This is a genomic window from Kitasatospora sp. NPDC059812 (assembly GCF_042732075.1).
Taxonomy (GTDB): Bacteria; Actinomycetota; Actinomycetes; order Streptomycetales; family Streptomycetaceae; genus Kitasatospora.
Genome location: NZ_JBHWIO010000001.1, coordinates 96570 through 113250, shown reverse-complemented (window position 1 = coordinate 113250; position 16681 = coordinate 96570). Strand labels below are relative to the sequence as shown.

Annotated in this window: 17 protein-coding genes and 1 riboswitch; of the genes, 8 read left to right on the top strand and 9 right to left on the bottom strand. The window is 74.5% G+C overall.

What is annotated here, in order from left to right; all coding sequences use genetic code 11:
* Positions 1-124 precede the first annotated feature (124 nt).
* From ACFV6D_RS00515 to ACFV6D_RS00505, 3 genes are all read right to left on the bottom strand, one after another.
* Positions 125-514, bottom strand: coding sequence for a DUF3040 domain-containing protein (locus tag ACFV6D_RS00515; protein WP_063347247.1), 390 nt, complete (start codon positions 512-514; stop codon positions 125-127).
* 410 nt (positions 515-924) lie between these two features.
* Positions 925-1677, bottom strand: a complete 753-nt coding sequence (locus tag ACFV6D_RS00510) for a methyltransferase domain-containing protein (protein WP_363378597.1) — start codon at positions 1675-1677, stop codon at positions 925-927.
* A 45-nt stretch (positions 1678-1722) separates the two neighbouring features.
* Entirely contained in the window at positions 1723-2289 is a 567-nt protein-coding gene (locus ACFV6D_RS00505; RefSeq protein ID WP_380372237.1) for an SAV_6107 family HEPN domain-containing protein, read from the bottom strand.
* A 583-nt stretch (positions 2290-2872) separates the two neighbouring features.
* Between ACFV6D_RS00505 and ACFV6D_RS00500 the strand changes: the two genes are divergently transcribed.
* Together ACFV6D_RS00500 and ACFV6D_RS00495 are read left to right on the top strand one after the other, a co-directional pair.
* Positions 2873-3514: a DUF4126 domain-containing protein gene (locus ACFV6D_RS00500; protein ID WP_363378593.1), complete on the top strand. Its 642-nt coding sequence runs from the start codon at positions 2873-2875 to the stop codon at positions 3512-3514.
* A gap of 232 nt (positions 3515-3746) precedes the next feature.
* A complete protein-coding gene (locus ACFV6D_RS00495; protein ID WP_063347250.1) occupies positions 3747-5243 on the top strand; it encodes an NAD(P)/FAD-dependent oxidoreductase in 1497 nt (498 codons plus the stop codon).
* A gap of 18 nt (positions 5244-5261) precedes the next feature.
* Here the strand turns inward: ACFV6D_RS00495 and ACFV6D_RS00490 are convergent, their stop codons facing one another.
* Positions 5262-6164: a hypothetical protein gene (locus ACFV6D_RS00490; RefSeq protein ID WP_063347251.1), complete on the bottom strand. Its 903-nt coding sequence runs from the start codon at positions 6162-6164 to the stop codon at positions 5262-5264.
* A gap of 217 nt (positions 6165-6381) precedes the next feature.
* Positions 6382-7302, bottom strand: a complete 921-nt coding sequence (gene metF, locus ACFV6D_RS00485) for a methylenetetrahydrofolate reductase [NAD(P)H] (RefSeq protein WP_063347252.1) — start codon at positions 7300-7302, stop codon at positions 6382-6384.
* A gap of 206 nt (positions 7303-7508) precedes the next feature.
* Between metF and ACFV6D_RS00480 the strand changes: the two genes are divergently transcribed.
* Entirely contained in the window at positions 7509-8615 is a 1107-nt protein-coding gene (locus tag ACFV6D_RS00480; protein ID WP_063347253.1) for a polyprenyl synthetase family protein, read from the top strand.
* 56 nt (positions 8616-8671) lie between these two features.
* Here ACFV6D_RS00480 and thiE read toward each other — a convergent pair whose 3' ends face one another.
* From thiE to ACFV6D_RS00465, 3 genes are read right to left on the bottom strand one after another with little or no spacing between them, the layout of a single operon-like run.
* A complete protein-coding gene (thiE, locus tag ACFV6D_RS00475; protein WP_063347254.1) occupies positions 8672-9322 on the bottom strand; it encodes a thiamine phosphate synthase in 651 nt (216 codons plus the stop codon).
* Positions 9322-9687: an Rv2175c family DNA-binding protein gene (locus ACFV6D_RS00470; protein ID WP_063347255.1), complete on the bottom strand. Its 366-nt coding sequence runs from the start codon at positions 9685-9687 to the stop codon at positions 9322-9324. Before ACFV6D_RS00470 ends, thiE begins: the two co-directional genes overlap by 1 nt.
* Positions 9688-9729: 42 nt before the next feature.
* Positions 9730-10938: an NAD(P)/FAD-dependent oxidoreductase gene (locus ACFV6D_RS00465; RefSeq protein WP_244293332.1), complete on the bottom strand. Its 1209-nt coding sequence runs from the start codon at positions 10936-10938 to the stop codon at positions 9730-9732.
* A gap of 84 nt (positions 10939-11022) precedes the next feature.
* A riboswitch (TPP riboswitch) is annotated at positions 11023-11135 on the top strand.
* A 3-nt stretch (positions 11136-11138) separates the two neighbouring features.
* Between ACFV6D_RS00465 and thiO the strand changes: the two genes are divergently transcribed.
* From thiO to pknB, 4 genes are all read left to right on the top strand, one after another.
* Positions 11139-12314: a glycine oxidase ThiO gene (gene thiO / locus ACFV6D_RS00460; protein WP_063347256.1), complete on the top strand. Its 1176-nt coding sequence runs from the start codon at positions 11139-11141 to the stop codon at positions 12312-12314.
* The gene (gene thiS, locus ACFV6D_RS00455; RefSeq protein ID WP_380557299.1) at positions 12311-12580 is read left to right on the top strand and encodes a sulfur carrier protein ThiS; all 270 of its coding nucleotides are present in this window, start codon (positions 12311-12313) and stop codon (positions 12578-12580) included. Before thiO ends, thiS begins: the two co-directional genes overlap by 4 nt.
* 1 nt (position 12581) lies before the next feature.
* On the top strand, positions 12582-13379 hold the full coding sequence (locus ACFV6D_RS00450) for a thiazole synthase (protein WP_063347257.1): 798 nt from the start codon (positions 12582-12584) through the stop codon (positions 13377-13379).
* A 119-nt stretch (positions 13380-13498) separates the two neighbouring features.
* Positions 13499-15277 (top strand): Stk1 family PASTA domain-containing Ser/Thr kinase, encoded by a 1779-nt coding sequence (gene pknB, locus ACFV6D_RS00445; RefSeq protein WP_380557429.1) that lies wholly within the window; start codon positions 13499-13501, stop codon positions 15275-15277.
* Positions 15278-15324: 47 nt separating this feature from the next.
* Here the strand turns inward: pknB and ACFV6D_RS00440 are convergent, their stop codons facing one another.
* Positions 15325-15954 carry a molybdopterin-dependent oxidoreductase gene (locus ACFV6D_RS00440; RefSeq protein ID WP_380482002.1) on the bottom strand — a complete coding sequence of 210 codons (630 nt, stop codon included), beginning with the start codon at positions 15952-15954 and terminating at the stop codon, positions 15325-15327.
* A 221-nt stretch (positions 15955-16175) separates the two neighbouring features.
* Between ACFV6D_RS00440 and bfr the strand changes: the two genes are divergently transcribed.
* On the top strand, positions 16176-16655 hold the full coding sequence (gene bfr / locus ACFV6D_RS00435; RefSeq protein ID WP_063347260.1) for a bacterioferritin: 480 nt from the start codon (positions 16176-16178) through the stop codon (positions 16653-16655).
* The last annotated feature ends 26 nt before the right edge of the window (positions 16656-16681 follow it).

Genomic DNA, 16681 nt, shown 5'->3' with positions numbered 1-16681 from the left:
GCGCCCTCTGCCCAGACGCCGCTGAGCATGTTCCGGCCTGGGGCTGGGAGGTGCCTCTCTTCGACCCCCCGGCCGCGGCGTTCGTCCAGCGTGTGCGCGCCCCGGCGGGCGTGCGGTGCGCGGCTCAGAAGCCGCCGGTCTGCTCGTCCCGTCGACGCTGCCAGCGCTGTTCCACCCGGTCCATCATCCCGGCCTTGCGGCGGGGCGCGGCGGCCGGCCGGGGGCCGGAGCCCTGGCCGGCGGGGCCGCGGCGCCAGCCGGTCACGGCGAACACCGCGCACCCGAGCATCACCAGGAAGCCCACGACGCTGACCCAGATCTGGTCGGGGACGACCATGCCGCCCATCAGCAGGCCGATGCCCACCACGAAGCCGGCAACGGCCAGGTACACCCGCCGGCGGGTGTAGGTGCGCAGCCCGGTTCCCTCAAGCGCCGTCGCGAATTTGGGATCTTCGGCATACAGCGCTCGCTCCATCTGGTCGAGCAGTCGCTGCTCGTGCTCCGAGAGCGGCACGGAGTCCTCCTACTCGTCGGTCGCGGGTGCGACCGGTCCGCCACCCCGGTCGGGGAGGCAAAGTCCAATCAGCCTTCGGGGCACACGGTCGGACGCCTGTGCGGGGGGACCCGGCCCGTGTCGTCCATATGCCCCACGCATCCGGCTGTCATGCTTTCCGGCTTTACCCAGATCATACGGTCCGTGAGCCCGTTACGGAGTGGTCTACGCCGCGTGGGACGGGCCACTTCGACCGGGCACGGCCGCACCCGGCTCAACGCCACGAGACGCGGACAAGTGCCCGAACGGGTGGAATCGGTCCGGACCTGGGCAGGTTCGGGACCACCCGGACGAGGCCGGGGGGCGTCCGGAAGGCGAACCGCCGCCGCACGGCGTGCGAACCGTACGGCGGTGGGCGGTCCCGCGGCCACTCAGGCCAGGGTGGCCAGCAGGTGCAGCTGGGTCGCCACGGCGTGGAACGCGGGCTGCTCGGCGGCGGCCTCCTCCAGCTTCAGCAGCGCCTCCATCGCGCCCGGCTCGGCGTCCACCAGCACCCCGGGCACCAGGTCGGCGAAGACCCGGACGCCGTGCACCGACTCCACCCGCAGGCCCGCGCCCTCGGCCAGCCGACCCAGCTCCTCGCCGGTGAAGCGGCGCGGCATCGGGTCCTGCTCGCCCCAGCGGCCGTCGGTCGCGGACAGCACCGTCCGGGCCTCGGTGAAGTGGCCGGCCAGCGCCCGGGCCAGCACGGCGCCGTTGCGGTTGGCGGCCAGCAGGCTGACCAGGCCGCCCCGGCGCAGGGTGCCGGCCAAGCTGCCGAGCGCCTCCGCCGGGTCGTCCACGACCTCCAGCACGCCGTGGCAGAGCACCGCGTCCACGGTGCCGGGGGCGACCAGCTCGGGAAGCGTCTGGGTGTCGCCCTGGACGGCCCGGACCAGCTCCGTCACCCCGGCCTCGGCGGCCCGGCGCTCCAGCGCGAACAGCGCGTCCGGGCTGGGGTCGACCACCGTGACCCGGTGGCCGAGCTTGGCCACCGGCACGGCGAAGTTGCCGGTGCCGCCGCCGGTGTCGACCACGTCGAGCACCGGCTGGTCCAGCTCGGCCGCCCGCTTCTCCAGGGCGGCCCGCACCACCTCCCACACCACGGCGGTACGCAGGGCACTGCGGGGACGCGTCGGGTACAAGGCGGGGCTCCTCGGCACATGCAGATCGATCAGGATGCCTCCACCTTAGACCGGGCGGGTGGCCGGGCCCGTCACCCCCGGCGGGTCGTCGCCGTCCAGCGGAAGCCGCGGGGCCGGCGGGGCCGGGCGCAGGCCGAGCAGGCGCTCGACCAGGCGCAGGAACAGGGCGGAGTTGCGGACCAGGTCGTCGGCGTCACGGGCCGAGGCGGCGCCCCTGATCCCGGCCTCGGCGGCCGCCCGGCGGCGGGCGCCGGCGGCGTAGTAGAGCGCCCACTCGGCCAGCTCGGGGGCCATCTCGGGCAGCACCTCCCAGGCACTGCGGATGGCCTTGCGCCGGCGCGGGCTCTTCTCCGGCCGCCCGCGCACCGCGAGCACGGCCGCCACCGTGCGCAGCGCGGCCAGGTGCGCGGTGGCGTACCGCTCCAGCGGGTCCTCCAGGAGGCGGGCCCGGGCGAGCGTGCGGTGGGCGTCGGCGAGCAGGTCGAGGGCGGCCGGCGGCGCGGCGGTCCGGCGCAGCACGGGGTGGACGTCCCCGCCACCCGGGCGCCCGCCCGGGGAGGACGGCAGGGCGGTGGAGTGGAGGCGGGCGGTGACGGGCTCAGGACGGCTGATGGTCATGGTCTCCCCCGTTCCGAGGCAGCGCGCGGACCGGGCGGTCCGTGCCCCTCCATCGTGAACGGGACCACTGACAACGCGGCCCGGAACGGGTGAGCGGCGGCGGGCACCGGCCTGTCCCCCCAGGTCCTGTGCCGCCGCCGTACGCCGCCGCTCCGCCGTTCCCCACAGGCGGCGGTGGCCAGCTCCCCCTTCCGGTGGCCGGTCTCCCCCCGGCCCGCTCCGCCGCCCCGTGTCGGCGGTGCAGGGCCCGTGACCGGCTCCAGTGGCGGATCTCCGCCGCCGCCCCGCCGACCCCTCATCTGCCGGCTGGGCGGACGGATCCGCCGTCCGGGGCGGGGCGCCCGACGCGCCGCCGTCCCGGTGCCACCACTCTCCCGTCCCGGCAGGTCGGCGGGCCATCCGCTGACGTACTCAACCCCGGATCTGAGTACGCGTACTCAGATCCGTCGGCCCCGGGCCCTGGCGTGGCCGGAACCGGCGGGCCGACCCGGCACGTCCCGGTACGGTACGGCCGTGGCCCGGGCGGCCCGGCCACGGCCACGAGAAGGAGGGGGAAAGCGATGAGGAGGGGGAAGCCATGACGATCGTGCCGCTGATCTTCACCAGCGGACTCGCCAGCGGCATCAACGCCTACGCGGTGGTGCTGCTGCTCGGACTGCTGGGCCGCTTCGGCGGCGCGGACTCGGTGCCGCCCGCACTGGAGCGCACCGACGTGCTGGCCGCGGCCGCCGTGCTGTTCCTGCTGGAGGCGGTGGCCGACAAGATCCCGTTCGTCGACAGCCTCTGGGACTCCGTGCACACCGTGATCCGGCCGATCGCGGGCGCCACCGTCGGCGCGCTGATCGCGAGCACCGACCCGGGCTCGCTCGGCGAGGTCGCGGCGGGCGCGATGGGCGGCACCACGGCGCTGGTCAGCCACCTGGTCAAGGCCTCGCTGCGGATGGCGGTCAACACCTCGCCCGAGCCGGCCAGCAACATCGCGGTCAGCATGGCGGAGGACGTGTCGGTGGCCGGGCTGGTCTCCCTGGCGATCTTCCACCCCTGGCTGGCCGCCTCGATCGCCGCCGTCCTGCTCGCCGTCGGCCTGCTGCTGGTCTGGTTCGCGGTCAACCGGATCCGCGCCTTCCGGGCCCGCCGCCGCGAACGCCGCGCCGCCCGCGACGCCCGGTCCGCCGCCCGCGAACAGGAGGCGGACCGGCCGTACGTCCCACGGCGCTGAGGACGGCGCCCGCCGGGCCCGGCCCGGCCCAGGTCACGGCCCAGGTCACGGCCCAGGGCGTGTCTGACAATTCGCGTCGGATCAGCGCGCGGCGTTGGGCGCCCGGCTGGGCGTGCCGGCGAAGCGTCCTCGTACTGGGCCGTACTTGGACGTTTCGCCGGTGCGTCCAGGCGGGATGCCCGGCGTCGCGCGCCCGGCGGGAATTGTCAGACACGCCCTAGGATCAGGTGCCATGGCACGGATCGTCATCATCGGCGCAGGAATGAGCGGGCTCGCGGCGGCCTCCAGGCTGGCCACCCTCGGACACCGGGTGACGGTCTGCGAGGCCGGCGGCACGTACGGGGGCATGGTCGGCCGGTACGAGCGCGACGGCTTCGCCTTCGACACCGGCCCCGGCCTGCTGACCCTCCCGGCCGTCTACCGCGACCTCGCGCTGAAGACCGGCAAGGAGCCGCTGGAACAGCTCGTCGACCTCGCCCCGGTGGACCCGGAGAGCCGGCACCTGTTCCCGGACGGCACCGCCGTCAGCCTGCCCAACGCCTCCCGCGGCGGCGTCAGCCAGGCCCTGGACGCCGCCTTCGGCGCCGGCTCGGGCGCCCGCTGGAGCGCGGTCATGAACCACGGCCGGACGGTCTGGGAGGCCACCCGCCGCCCGCTCCTGGAGGAGCCGCTCCCGGCCGACCGGTCGCCGCTGCACACCGACCCCTACCCCGTCCCGCCCCGGCGCGGCCTGCTCGCGCGGCTCGGCCGGCCCCGCCCGTGGACCCTCGCCGACGTCGCCGCCCGCGAACTCGGCGGCCACCCCGGCCTCACCGCCCTGCTGGCGGAGCACGCCCTACGCTTCGGCCTGCCCCCCGGCTCCGCCCCCGCCGGGGCCACCGTGCTGCCGTACATGGAGCAGTCCTTCGGCGTCTGGTACGTCCGGGGCGGCCTGCGGGCCCTGGCGGACGCGGTGCACCGGCGCTGCGAGCTGCGCAAGGTGGAGTTCCGCTTCGACACCCCGGTCACCGAGGTGCTGGTCGAGGACGGCCGGGCCTGCGGCGTCGACACCCCGGGCGGCCGGATCGACGCGGATCTGGTGGTCTCCTCGATGGACGCCAGGACCCTGTTCCGTGACGGTCTCGCCCGGTGGCCGGAGCTCGGACCCGGCCACGGGGAGCCGTCCGAGGTGCCCGGCCGGTTCAGCGTGCTGCTCGCGCTGAGCGGCGCCCGGCCGGCCGGCACCCCGCACCGGACGGTGGTGCACGCCGCCGACCCGGCGGCCGAGCGGGACGCCCTGACCCTCTCGGCCCCGCCCTGCGAGCGCCCCACCCTCCAGGTGCTGCGCCCGGACGATCCCTCGCTGCGCCCCGACGACGCGCACGAGAGCGTGGTGCTGACCGCGACCGTCCCCGCCCAGGGCGACGTCGACTGGACGGCGCCCGGGGTCGCCGAGCGCTACGCGGACCAGCTGTTGGCGCACGCCGACGCCGCCGGCCTGGGCCTGCGCGAACGGGTGCTGTGGCGGGTCGTGCGCACCCCGGACGACACCCGCCGGGAGACCGGCGCCCTCGGCGGGTCGGTCCCCCGCCCCGCGCTCGCCGGAGACGGCGGCGGATGGCTCCAGCCCGCCAACGAGTCGCCCGTCCCCGGCCTCTACCTGATCGGCGGAGCGGCCCACCCCGGCGGCGGACTGGCCCGGACCGGCATGTCCGCCTGCATCGCCGCCAACCTGATCGGCCCGGCGTAGCGGCCCTGGCGCCGGAACTCAGCCCTGGGGCCAGGTGTTCTGCTGCTGGTAGCCGTACGTGTGGTCGTAGGACTGCTGCTGCGGGATGCCCTGGGGGTGCTGGCCCGGCTGCTGGCCGGGGTGCTGCTCCAGGTGTTGCTCGGGGTGCTGCTGCGGGGTCTGCCACTGCTGCTGGGGGTGCTGCTCCCAGCCGGGCTGCTGCTGCGGGTAGGACTGGTACTGGTCCTGCTGCGGGTAGCCGTTGTACGGATCGGGCTGCTGGGGGTAGGCCCCGTAGCCCTGGTCGTAGGCGAAGGCGGGCTGCTGCTGGCTCTGCCACTGCTGCTGCTCGTAGGCCGGCTGCGGCTGGGCGGCGTTGTCGTAGCCGGACTGGTAGGCCTCGGCGTAGGGGTCGTGCGGCGCCTGCTGCTGCTCGTAGTAGGCGGGCGCGTAGACGCCGTCCTGGGTGAGTTCCTGCATCTCGAAGGCGGCGGTCTGCTCGACCTCGGGGATGTCCTCGGCAACCGGGGCAAGGACGGGGGCGGCGACCGGGGCCTCCTCGACGGCGCTGACCTCGCCGATCCGCTTCTCGGTGTCCTCGACCGCGGCCACGGCGGCCGCGCCGCCGGTGAGGGCGCCGAGCAGGGGCACCTTGGCGAGCGGGCCGGGCAGCGAGCCGTCGGCCTTGCGCAGCGACCAGCCGGCCCGGTAGCCGCGCTTGACGGAGAGGGTGACGAAGGTCTGGCCGGCCGCGAAGAGGGCGGCGCCGGCGCCGATCACCGGGACGGAGCCGAGCACCATGCCGGCGGCCACCCCGAGGAAGCCGACCAGGGCGAGGGCCCGCCAGTGCAGCGGGGCCCGGTTCTGCAGCAGGACCTCGGCGACCAGCCAGAGCGCCACCACCGCCAACGCGACGTACAGCAGCAGGTATCCGATGCCCATCCGCCCGCTACCTCCAGTCGCGTGCCCGCGCTCGCCGCGCGTGTGCGGCGACTGTACCGGTTCAACGGCCGGGGTACCGCATCGCGTTCCCGCCGGTCGCGGCCGGGGCGCACACGACCGAGCCCGTCACCGTCGGGGCGGTGACGGGCCGGTGAACGTCCGGGCTCGCGGACCCCGGTCTGCCCGGAGCAGGGCCCCCGACGGCGCCGGACGGGGCCTACGCGTGGCGCTGGTGCAGGCCGAGGTTCTGGTAGATCTCCAGCGTCGCCGTGGAGTGGTTGAGCGTGATGAAGTGCAGGCCCGGCGCGCCCTCGGCGAGGAGGCGTTCGGCCATCGCGGTGGCGTGTTCCATGCCGATCGCGCGCAGCGCCGCCGGGTCGTCGACGGCGGCCCGCAGCCGGGCCTCCAGGTCGGCGGGGAAGGCGGAGCCGCTCAGCTGGGGGAAGCGTTCCAGCTGCTTGGCGTTGGTGACCGGCATGATCTCCGGGATGATCGGCGTCTCGCAGCCGGCGGCGGTGACCCGGTCGCGCAGCCGCAGGTAGTCGTCGACCTCGAAGAACATCTGGGTGATCGCGTAGTCGGCGCCCGCCCGGACCTTGCCGACGAAGTGCCGGATGTCCTCGTCCCAGTCGGTGGAGCGCGGGTGCATGTTCGGCGAGGCGGCGACGCCGACGCAGAAGTCGCCGATGCCCTTGATCAGCTCGACCAGCTCGTACGCGTACGTGACGCCGTCGGGGTGCTTGACCCATTCGCCCATCGGGTCGCCGGGCGGGTCCCCCCGGACGGCGAGGACGTTGCGCACGCCCTGGTCGGCGTACTGGCCGATGATGTTGCGCAGCTCGGCGATCGAGTGGTCGACGGCGGTCAGGTGGGCGACCGGGGTCAGCGTGGTCTCGGTGGCGATCCGGCCGACGATGTTGACGGTGCGCTCGCGCGAGGAGCCGCCCGCGCCGTACGTCATGCAGACGAAGTTGGGGTCCAGCGGTTCGAGCCGGCGGATGGCGTCCCAGAGTCTCTGCTCGCCGACCTCGGTGCGCGGGGGCATGAACTCGAAGGAGAAGGACCGCTTTCCGGCTGCCAGGAGTTCGCGGACCGTCAGTGCGCGGTCCGGTCTGGTGGAAGCGATGCCGAGTGCCATGCTGGCAGGTTATCGGGCGTTCGAAGGGGCCGGACAACTCGGTACCACGGATTGAGACAAGCGGTGGACGATACTCCGTCCGTGGTCCGACGAATTCCGACCGGCGCTCGAAGCCCGCGCCCGCCGGCCCGCACGCCGGCTCGCACATCCGTTCCCAGCTACCCCGCTACGCTTGCTGCACCCCAGCGAACCAGCGGAGCCTCATCGTGACCTCGTCCAGCAACCGGCCGGCCAACCCCATAGACGTGGAGGACGTCCGCGCGCGCGTCAACGCCGCCCTCGCCGCGTTCATGGACGGCCAGTCCGCCCTGTTGGACAAGATCTCCCCGCAGCTCGTGCCCGCCGCAGACGCCCTGCGCGACTTCCTGCTGGACGGCGGCAAGCGGCTGCGCCCGGCCTTCTGCTACTGGGGCTGGCGCGGCGCCGGCGGCCCGGCCGGCGGCGAGGGTATCGCGAACGCGGCGGCCGCGCTGGAACTGCTCCAGGCGAGCGCCCTGGTGCACGACGACCTGATGGACCGCAGCGACACCCGCCGCGGCCTGCCCTCGATCCACCGCCGCTTCGAGGCGCTGCACCGGGCGAACGGCTGGCGCGGCGACCGCGAGCAGTACGGCGCCTCGGCGGCGGTGCTGCTCGGCGACCTGCTGCTGATCTGGTGCGACGAGCTGTTCCTGCGCTCGGGCCTGGAGCCGGCCGCCGTGCTGGCCGCCAAGCCGGTGTTCGACCTGATGCGCACCGAGGTCATGGTCGGCCAGTACCTGGACGTCCTGGAGCCGGTGGCCGGCGACTCCGCCGACGAGGGCGCGCTCGACCGGGCGCAGACGGTGCTGCACTACAAGTCGGCGAAGTACACGATCGAGCGCCCCCTCCAGGTCGGCGCGCTGCTGGCCGGGGCCGGCCCGGAGCTGGTGGCGGCGCTGGGGGCGTTCGGGCTGCCGCTGGGCGAGGCCTTCCAGCTGCGGGACGACCTGCTCGGCGTCTTCGGCGATCCGGCGGTCACCGGCAAGCCGGCCGGGGACGACCTGCGCGAGGGCAAGCGCACCCTGCTGGTGGCGCACGCGATGCGGGGCCTGCCGGCCGCCGACGCCCGACACCTGGACGAGCGGCTCGGCGCGCCGGACCTGGTGCCCGAGGAGGTCGCCGGGCTGCGCGACCTGGTGGCCCGCAGCGGCGCGCCCGAGCGGGTGGAGCGCCGGATCGACGAGCTGATGCGGCAGTCCCTGGCCGCGCTGGAGGCGGCGCCGCTGGCCGACGAGCAGGCCCGCACGGTGCTGCTGGCCCTGGCCGAGGCCGCCACCGTCCGCAAGTACTGAGATCCGCACGCAAGAGGATCCGCAGGTACGGAGAACGGTGACGGCCCCCGGGGCCGTCAGGCCGAGCGCACCCGCCGGGCGAGCTCGGCGGCGGCGGCCTGCGGGTCGTCGGCGGCCGTGATGGCGCGGACCACGACGATCCGGCGGGCGCCGGCGGCCAGCACCTCGTCGAGGTTGCCGAGGTCGATGCCGCCGATGGCGAACCACGGCCGGTCGGTGCTCTGCTTCGCCGCGTACGAGACCAGGCCCAGGCCCGGCGCCGGGCGGCCCGGCTTGGTCGGGGTCGGCCAGACCGGGCCGGTGCAGAAGTAGTCCACGCCGGGCTCGGCGACCGCCGCGTCCACCTCGGACTCGGCGTGGCAGGACCGGCCGATCAGCACCTCGTCGCCGAGGATCGCCCGGGCGGCCGGCACCGGCAGGTCGTCCTGCCCGAGGTGCAGCACGTCCGGCCGGGCCGCGTGCGCGACGTCGGCGCGGTCGTTGACGGCCAGCAGCTTGCCGTGGCGGCGGCAGGCGTCCGCGAAGACCTCCAGGGCCTCCAGTTCCTGCTTGGCCTCCAGGCCCTTGTCCCGGAGCTGGACGATGTCCACCCCGCCCGCCAGCGCCGCGTCCAGGAACTGGGCGAGGTCGCCCTGCTCCCGGCGGGCGTCGGTGCACAGGTACAGCCGGGCGTCGGCCAGCCGCCGGCGCGGCGTGTCCGCCGCCATCAGATCAGCATCGCCTGGGCGCGCCGCTTGACCTCGGTGCCGCGGTTCTCCTGCAGCGCCTGGATCGGGCTGCCGGGCAGCGACGGGTCCTCGGTGAAGAGCCACTCCAGGATCTCCACGTCGTTGTAACCGCAGTCGCGCAGCACGGTCAGGGTGCCGGACAGGTGCTTGACCAGCCCCTGGCCGTCGATGAACGCCGCAGGGACCTGCAGCGACTTGTTGGGGCCCCGCCGGACGGCGATCAGCCCGCCGGTGCGGACCAGGTCGCGCACCTCGGTGACGCGCACCCCCCACTGCTCCGAGATGTCGGGCAGGTACATCCACTCGGAAACCAGGGCTTCAATCTTGCTTTCAATCTCACTCACGCCACCAGACTGCCACCTCCACAGCCCCCCGCGCACCAGCCGCTACCCCGCGACCGCCGACTTCAGCGGCACCGAGGGGTCCGCCGCGCGGGCCCGGTCCAGCGCGGTGCCGCGCTCGATCAGCCGGCGGCCCTGGGTCAGATCGCGCGGCCGGTCGACGGCCAGCAGCGCGCTCGGCACCCCGTCGCGCAGCCAGAGCACCGTCCAGGAGGCGTCCTGCGGGCCGCCCCGCCACAGCAGTTCGTCGCCCTCGGCGTGCCGCCCGGCGTACTGGACCATCCGGCCGAACTGCTCCGACCAGAAGTACGGCACCGGGTCGTACGGCGGCGCGTCCGCGCCGAGGACGGCGGCCGCCGCGGCCTCGCCGGACTGCAACGCGTGGTCCCAGTGCTGGACGGCCAGCCGGGCGCCGGAGCGGGCGGACGGGTAGCTGACGCAGTCCCCGGCCGCGAAGACGCCGGGCAGGCCGGTGCGCAGCCGCCCGTCCACCAGGACGGCGCCGGTGCCGTCCAGCTCGACACCGGAACCGGCCAGCCAGCCCGTCGCGGGCCGGGCGCCGACGCCGACCACGACCTCGTCGGCGGGCAGGTGCGAGCCGTCCGCGAGCAGCACCGCGCCCGCCTCGACGGCGGCCACGCCGACCCCGCAGCGCAGGTCGACACCGGCCTCGGCGTACCAGGCGGCCATCGCCGAACCGACCTCGGCCGGCAGCGCGCCGGGGACGGGCGCCGGGCCCGCCTCGACCACCGTCACCTCGCAGCCGGCCGCTCGGGCGGCGGTGGACACCTCGGCGCCGATCCAGCCCGCGCCGACCAGCACCAGCCGCAGGCCGGGCCGCAGCAGGGCGCGCAGCGCCAGCGCGTCGTCCAGGGTGTGCAGCAGGTGCGCGCGCTCGGCGCCGGGCAGGGCGCGCGGGGTGGCGCCGGTGGCGATCACCAGGGCGTCGTACGGGAGGTCGCCGGCGCCGGTGTGCAGCACGCCGGGGGTGAGGCCGGTGGCGCGGCGGCCGGTGAGCAGCTCGATGCCCAGGTGCGGGTAGTCGATGTCCAGGGTGGTGGCGTCGGCCTTGCCGAGCAGCACGTCCTTGGAGAGCGGCGGCCGGTCGTACGGCGCGTGCGGCTCCTCCCCGACCAGCGTGATCCGCCCCCGCCAGCCGCCCTGCCGCAGCTTCAGGGCGCACTGCGCCCCGGCCAGCCCGGCCCCGACGACAACCACCTGATCCGTTGCGTTCAGCTCTGCCACGCCCGTCACTGTACTCAGCGCCCTGCCGGGGCCACCGGCCCGTCCACCCCGCATACGGGCCTTCGGCCGGGCCCGCCCCCGGCGTTATGGTGGGGGCACCATCACGGGAGCCCGGCGTACCGGGCTGAGAGGCGGGCTGGCACGGCCCGCGACCGTCCGAACCTGATCCGGGTCATTCCGGCGAAGGGAGAAGAGCAGCCTTGTCACGCTTGCCCGAGGAAACCCACGCCGATGTGCTGGTGATCGGCGGGGGCATCATCGGCCTCGCCGTCGCCTGGCGCGCCGCGCAGCGCGGGTTGCGGAACATCGTCGTGGTCGACCCCTCCCCCGGCGGCGGGGCGGCCGGGGTCGCGGCCGGGATGCTCGCCCCGGTCACCGAGCTGCAGTACGGGGAGGAGCCGCTGCTGCGCCTCGGCATGGCCTCCAACCAGCGGTACGGGGACTTCGCCGCCGAGCTCACCGAGGCGAGCGGCGGCCTGGACACCGGGTACCGCCGGTGCGGCACGATCGCCGTCGCGCTGGACTCCGACGACCGCGAGGAACTGCGCGAGCTGCACGCCTTCCACCAGCGGCTCGGCCTGGACTCGTCCTGGCTGACCGGCCGGGAGGCCCGCAGGCTGGAGCCGATGCTCGCCCCCGGCGTACGCGGCGGCCTGCACGTCGCGGACGACCACCAGGTGGATCCCCGCCGGCTGCTGACCGCCCTGGTGGCCGCCTGCGAGCTCGCCGGGGTCGTGGTCCACCGTGCCGAGGCCGTCGGGCTGCTGGTCGAGGGCGGCCGCGCGGTCGGCGCCCGGCTCGGCACCGGCGAGACCCCGAGGGCCGACCAGGTGGTGCTCGCGGCCGGCCCGCACAGCCACCGGCTGCCCGGACTGCCGGAGGGCGTGCTGCCGGCCGTCCGCCCGGTGAAGGGGCAGATCCTGCGGCTGCGGATCCCCGAGGCGTACCGGCCGTTCCTGTCCCGCAACGTCCGCGCGGTGGTGCGCGGGCAGCACCTGTACCTGGTGCCCCGGGAGAACGGCGAGCTGGTGATCGGCGCGACCACCGAGGAGCAGGGCTACGACACCACCGTCACCGCCGGCGGGGTGTACGAACTGCTGCGCGACGCCCACGAGTTGGTGCCGGGCATCACCGAACTCCCGCTGCTGGAGACCTCGGCCGGGCTGCGGCCCGGCTCGCCGGACAACGCCCCGCTGCTGGGCCCGACCGCGCTGCCCGGGCTGGTCGCCGCCACCGGCCACTACCGCAACGGCGTGCTGCTCACCCCGGTGACCGCCGACCTGCTCGCCGAGTACCTGGCGACCGGCGAACTCCCCGAGCTCGCACAGCCGTTCACACCCACCCGGTTCTCCCCCGACCGCTCCACCACGAAGGCCTCCGCATGACCGAGATCGCACCACCCGAGACCACACCGGCCCAGACCACCCCAGCCCGGACCGCACCGGCCGAGATCGCGCTGACCGTCAACGGCGAGCCCCGCCGGGTGTCCACCACGACCACCCTCGCGGAGGTCGTGGCCACCCTCAGCACCGCCCACAGCGGCGTCGCCGCCGCCCTCAACGAGGCCGTGGTGCCGCGCAGTTCGTGGCCGGCCCCGGAACTGTCGACGGGCGACCGGATCGAGATCCTCACCGCCGTCCAGGGAGGCTGACATGGCCGACGACCTGCTGACCATCGCCGGGGCGTCCTTCGGCTCCCGGCTGATCATGGGCACCGGCGGCGCACCCAGCCTGGAGATCCTGGAACGGGCGCTACTGGCCTCCGGCACCGAGCTGACCACCGTGGCGATGCGCCGGGTCGACGCCGGCACCCAGGGCTCCGTCCTGGACGTGCTGACCCGCAACGGCATCCGGGTACTGCCCAACACGGCGGGCTGCTTCACCGCCGGGGAGGCCGTGCTGACCGCCCGGCTGGCCCGCGAGGCGCTCGGCACCGACTGGGTGAAGCTGGAGGTGATCGCCGACGAGCGGACCCTCCTGCCGGACCCGATCGAGCTGCTGGACGCCGCCGAGACCCTGGTCGACGACGGCTTCACGGTGCTGCCGTACACCAACGACGACCCGGTGCTGGCGCGCAAGCTGGAGGACGTCGGCTGCGCGGCGATCATGCCGCTGGGCTCGCCGATCGGCTCCGGCCTGGGCATCCGCAACCCGCACAACTTCCAGCTGATCGTGGAGGGCGCGGGCGTCCCGGTGATCCTGGACGCGGGCGCCGGCACCGCCTCGGACGTCGCGCTGGCGATGGAGCTGGGCTGCGCGGCGGTGATGCTCGCCTCCGCGGTGACCAGGGCGCAGGACCCGGTGCTGATGGCCGAGGCGATGCGGCACGCCGCCGAGGCGGGCCGGTTCGCCCACCGGGCCGGCCGCATCCCGCGCCGGTTCCACGCCGAGGCCTCCTCGGCGATGGCCGGCCGGGCGGAGCTGGACACCCGCGAGCACCCGGCGTTCTGACGCCCTGGCGCCCGGGCACCCGCCGCGTGTGCCGTGTCACAAACCGGGCACAGCCGGGCCCGGAGGCGATGTCCTCCGGGTCCCGCTGCCGCCTGCGGCCCTAGACTCTCCGGGTGGACATGGCATTGCACGACCCCTTGATCGGTACCCTGCTCGACGGCCGGTACCGGGTCGAGCAGCGCATCGCGACCGGCGGGATGTCCACCGTCTACAGGGGCACCGACACCCGGCTGGACCGGGTCGTCGCCCTCAAGGTGATGCACCCCGCGCTGGCCGGGGACGACGGCTTCACCGCCCGGTTCATCCGCGAGGCCAAGGCCGTCGCCCGGCTCTCCCACCCGAACGTGGTGAACGTCTTCGACCAGGGCGCGGACGGCGCAAACGTCTTCCTCGCCATGGAGTACGTGCCCGGCCGCACCCTGCGGGACCTGCTGCGCGACCGCGGCGCACTGTCCGTGCGGGCCGCGCTGGACGTGCTGGAGCCGGTGCTGGCCGCCCTCGGCGCCGCCCACCGGGCCGGGCTGGTGCACCGGGACGTCAAGCCCGAGAACGTGCTGATCACCGAGGACGGACTGGTCAAGGTCGCCGACTTCGGCCTGGTCCGGGTCCTCGGCACCGCCGACGGCGCGCCCACCTCGACCAGCACCGCGACCGGCGGCACGGTCCTCGGCACCGTCTCCTACCTGGCCCCCGAGCAGATCCTCCCGGACGCCCCCACCGACCAGCGGGTCGACGTCTACGCGGCCGGCATCCTGCTCTACGAGATGCTCACCGGCCGCCGCCCACACACCGGCGACAACCCCGTCCAGGTCATGTACAAGCACCTGCACGAGGACGTCCCCGCCCCCTCGCTGATCGCCCCGGCCGTCGGCCCCGGGCTGGACGCCATAGTGGCCGGCGCCTGCGCCCGGACGGCCGAGGCCCGCCCGTACGACGCGGTCGAACTGCTCGCCGCCCTCCAGCGGCTCCGCCGCACGCTCACCCCGGCCGAGCTGGACGCCGAGCCGCCGGCCTCCACCCGGCCCAGCCCGCGCTACCCGACCAGCGAGCCGACCTCGGTGATCCAGCCGCCGACGGGGCCCGTCGACGCCGCGGCGCCGGAGCCCACCAGCGTGCTGGACGTGCCGGCGGAGCTGCTGGACCAGCTGCTGGTCGAGCCGCGCCCGTACGACGAGCCGACCCCGGTGCACGGGCGCCGGCCCGGCCTGCTGCGCCGCCTCCCCCGCAAGCCGCTGATCTGGGCGGCCGCGCTGACCGCCCTGGTGCTGGCGGTCGGCGGCGCGACGTACGGGCTGTCCGAGGGACTGTACGGGCCGGTACCCGGCGTGCTCGGCAAGGACCGGGCCGAGGCCCAGCGGATCCTGGACAAGGACGGCATGCACGGCCGCTTCGTCGAGGCGTTCAGCGAGAGCGTCCCGGCCGGGCAGGTGATCGCCACCGACCCCGGGGTGGGTGCGCGGACCCGCAAGAGCGACACCGTGACGGTCACCGTCTCCAGGGGCCCCAAGCGGATCGCGGTGCCGGACCTGACCGGGAAGACCGCCGACCAGGCCGCCGACGCGCTGACCGCGGCCCAGCTGACCAGGGGCGGCGTGACCGGGACGTACGACGACACCGTGCCGGAGGGCGTGGTGATCAGCAGCTCGCCGGCGGCCGGGCAGCTGCTCCAGGAGAACACCGCGGTCTCGCTGGTGGTCAGCAAGGGCATGGTGCCCGTCCCGGACGTCACCGGGATGAGCAAGGACGACGCGGCGAAGGCGCTCCAGGCGGCCGGCTTCACGATGCAGACCAGCGGGGTCAACCTGTTCGGCACGGGCAAGGTGTCCGGCCAGTCCCCGGCGGCCGGCGAGCGGCGCCCGCAGCACACCGCGGTGACGGTCAACTTCCCCTTCTTCTAAGGGGATTCCTCGCTTCTGAGGGGATTCCTCCGAACGTCGGTCCGCCCTCAGCGCAGCGGGCCGTCGCCCGGCTCCTCCTGGTGGGAGTAGCGCTGCTCGCGCCACGGGTCGGCGAGGTTGTGGTAGCCGCGCTCCTCCCAGAAGCCCCGGCGGTCGGCCCGCATGTACTCCACCGCGCGGACCCACTTGGGGCCCTTCCAGGCGTACAGCCCGGGGACGATCAGCCGGACGGGGAAGCCGTGCTCGGCGGTCAGCGGCTCGCCGTTGCGGTGGGTGGCGAAGATCGTCCGCGGGTCGGCGAAGTCGGCCAGCCGCAGGTTGGCGCTGTAGCCGTACTCGGCCCAGACCATCACGTGGGTGACGCCGGGCGCGGGGGGCTCCAGGTCGAGGAGGGCGGCGGCCGGCACGCCCGACCACTCGTTGCCGAGCAGCGTGAACTTGGTGACGCAGTGCAGGTCGGCGACGACGGTGGTGCGCGGCAGGGCGTGGAAGGCCTCGAAGCCCCAGCTGCGCTTCTCCGCCGAGGCGGTCGCGCCGAACACCTGGAGGTCCCAGGTCAGCGGCTTGAAGCGGGGTACGGGCCCGTAGTGCAGGGCGGGCCAGCCGCGCTGCACGCGCTGCCCCGGGGGGAGCCTCGGGTCAGACGGCGGAAGCGGTTCTTGTTCGGACTGACCCATGACTCCATGGTGACAGACGGCGGTCGACGCGCCGTGCGCGCCCCTTGGCGCGGCCACGCGCCCCATCCCCAAGAACCGGTGGTCGAGCCCGTATCAGCTCAAATCGGATATTCCGAAACATGTCCTAGTGAGTGTGAACTTACTGGAACTTTCTCCCATTTCGATGCCAGGATGCGCAGCGCAGGAGTCACAACAGGCCGTAGCGCAGGGAGGCACCAGCCATGCAGGGCGACCCAGAGGTCATCGAGTTCCTCAACGAGCAGCTCACCGCGGAGCTCACCGCGATCAACCAGTACTTCCTGCACGCCAAGATGCAGGAGAACTTCGGCTGGACGAAGCTCGCCAAGTACACCCGGCACGAGTCCTTCGACGAGATGAAGCACGCCGAGACCCTCACCGACCGGATCCTCTTCCTGGACGGGCTGCCGAACTACCAGCGGCTGTTCCACGTCCGGATCGGCCAGACGGTCAAGGAGATGTTCGAGGCGGACCGCCAGATCGAGGTCGAGGCGATCGACCGGCTGAAGCGCGGGATCGTCGTGATGCGCGCCAAGAACGACGTCACCTCGGCGAACATCTTCGAGGACATCCTGGCCGACGAGGAGCACCACATCGACTACCTCGACACCCAGCTGGAGCTCCTGGAGAAGCTCGGCGAGGCGCTCTACCTCGCCCAGGTGATCGAGCAGCCGGAGTCCTGAGCCCTCAGGCCGAGCCCTCAGCCCGA

Coding starts and splice junctions, on each gene's coding strand:
- ACFV6D_RS00500 (WP_363378593.1), top strand. CDS start 2,873: ATGACGATCGTGCCGCTGATCTTCACCAGCGGACTCGCCAGCGGCATC.
- ACFV6D_RS00495 (WP_063347250.1), top strand. CDS start 3,747: ATGGCACGGATCGTCATCATCGGCGCAGGAATGAGCGGGCTCGCGGCG.
- ACFV6D_RS00490 (WP_063347251.1), bottom strand. CDS start 6,164: ATGGGCATCGGATACCTGCTGCTGTACGTCGCGTTGGCGGTGGTGGCG.
- metF (WP_063347252.1), bottom strand. CDS start 7,302: ATGGCACTCGGCATCGCTTCCACCAGACCGGACCGCGCACTGACGGTC.
- thiE (WP_063347254.1), bottom strand. CDS start 9,322: ATGGCGGCGGACACGCCGCGCCGGCGGCTGGCCGACGCCCGGCTGTAC.
- thiS (WP_380557299.1), top strand. CDS start 12,311: ATGACCGAGATCGCACCACCCGAGACCACACCGGCCCAGACCACCCCA.
- ACFV6D_RS00450 (WP_063347257.1), top strand. CDS start 12,582: ATGGCCGACGACCTGCTGACCATCGCCGGGGCGTCCTTCGGCTCCCGG.
- pknB (WP_380557429.1), top strand. CDS start 13,499: ATGGCATTGCACGACCCCTTGATCGGTACCCTGCTCGACGGCCGGTAC.
- ACFV6D_RS00440 (WP_380482002.1), bottom strand. CDS start 15,954: ATGGGTCAGTCCGAACAAGAACCGCTTCCGCCGTCTGACCCGAGGCTC.
- bfr (WP_063347260.1), top strand. CDS start 16,176: ATGCAGGGCGACCCAGAGGTCATCGAGTTCCTCAACGAGCAGCTCACC.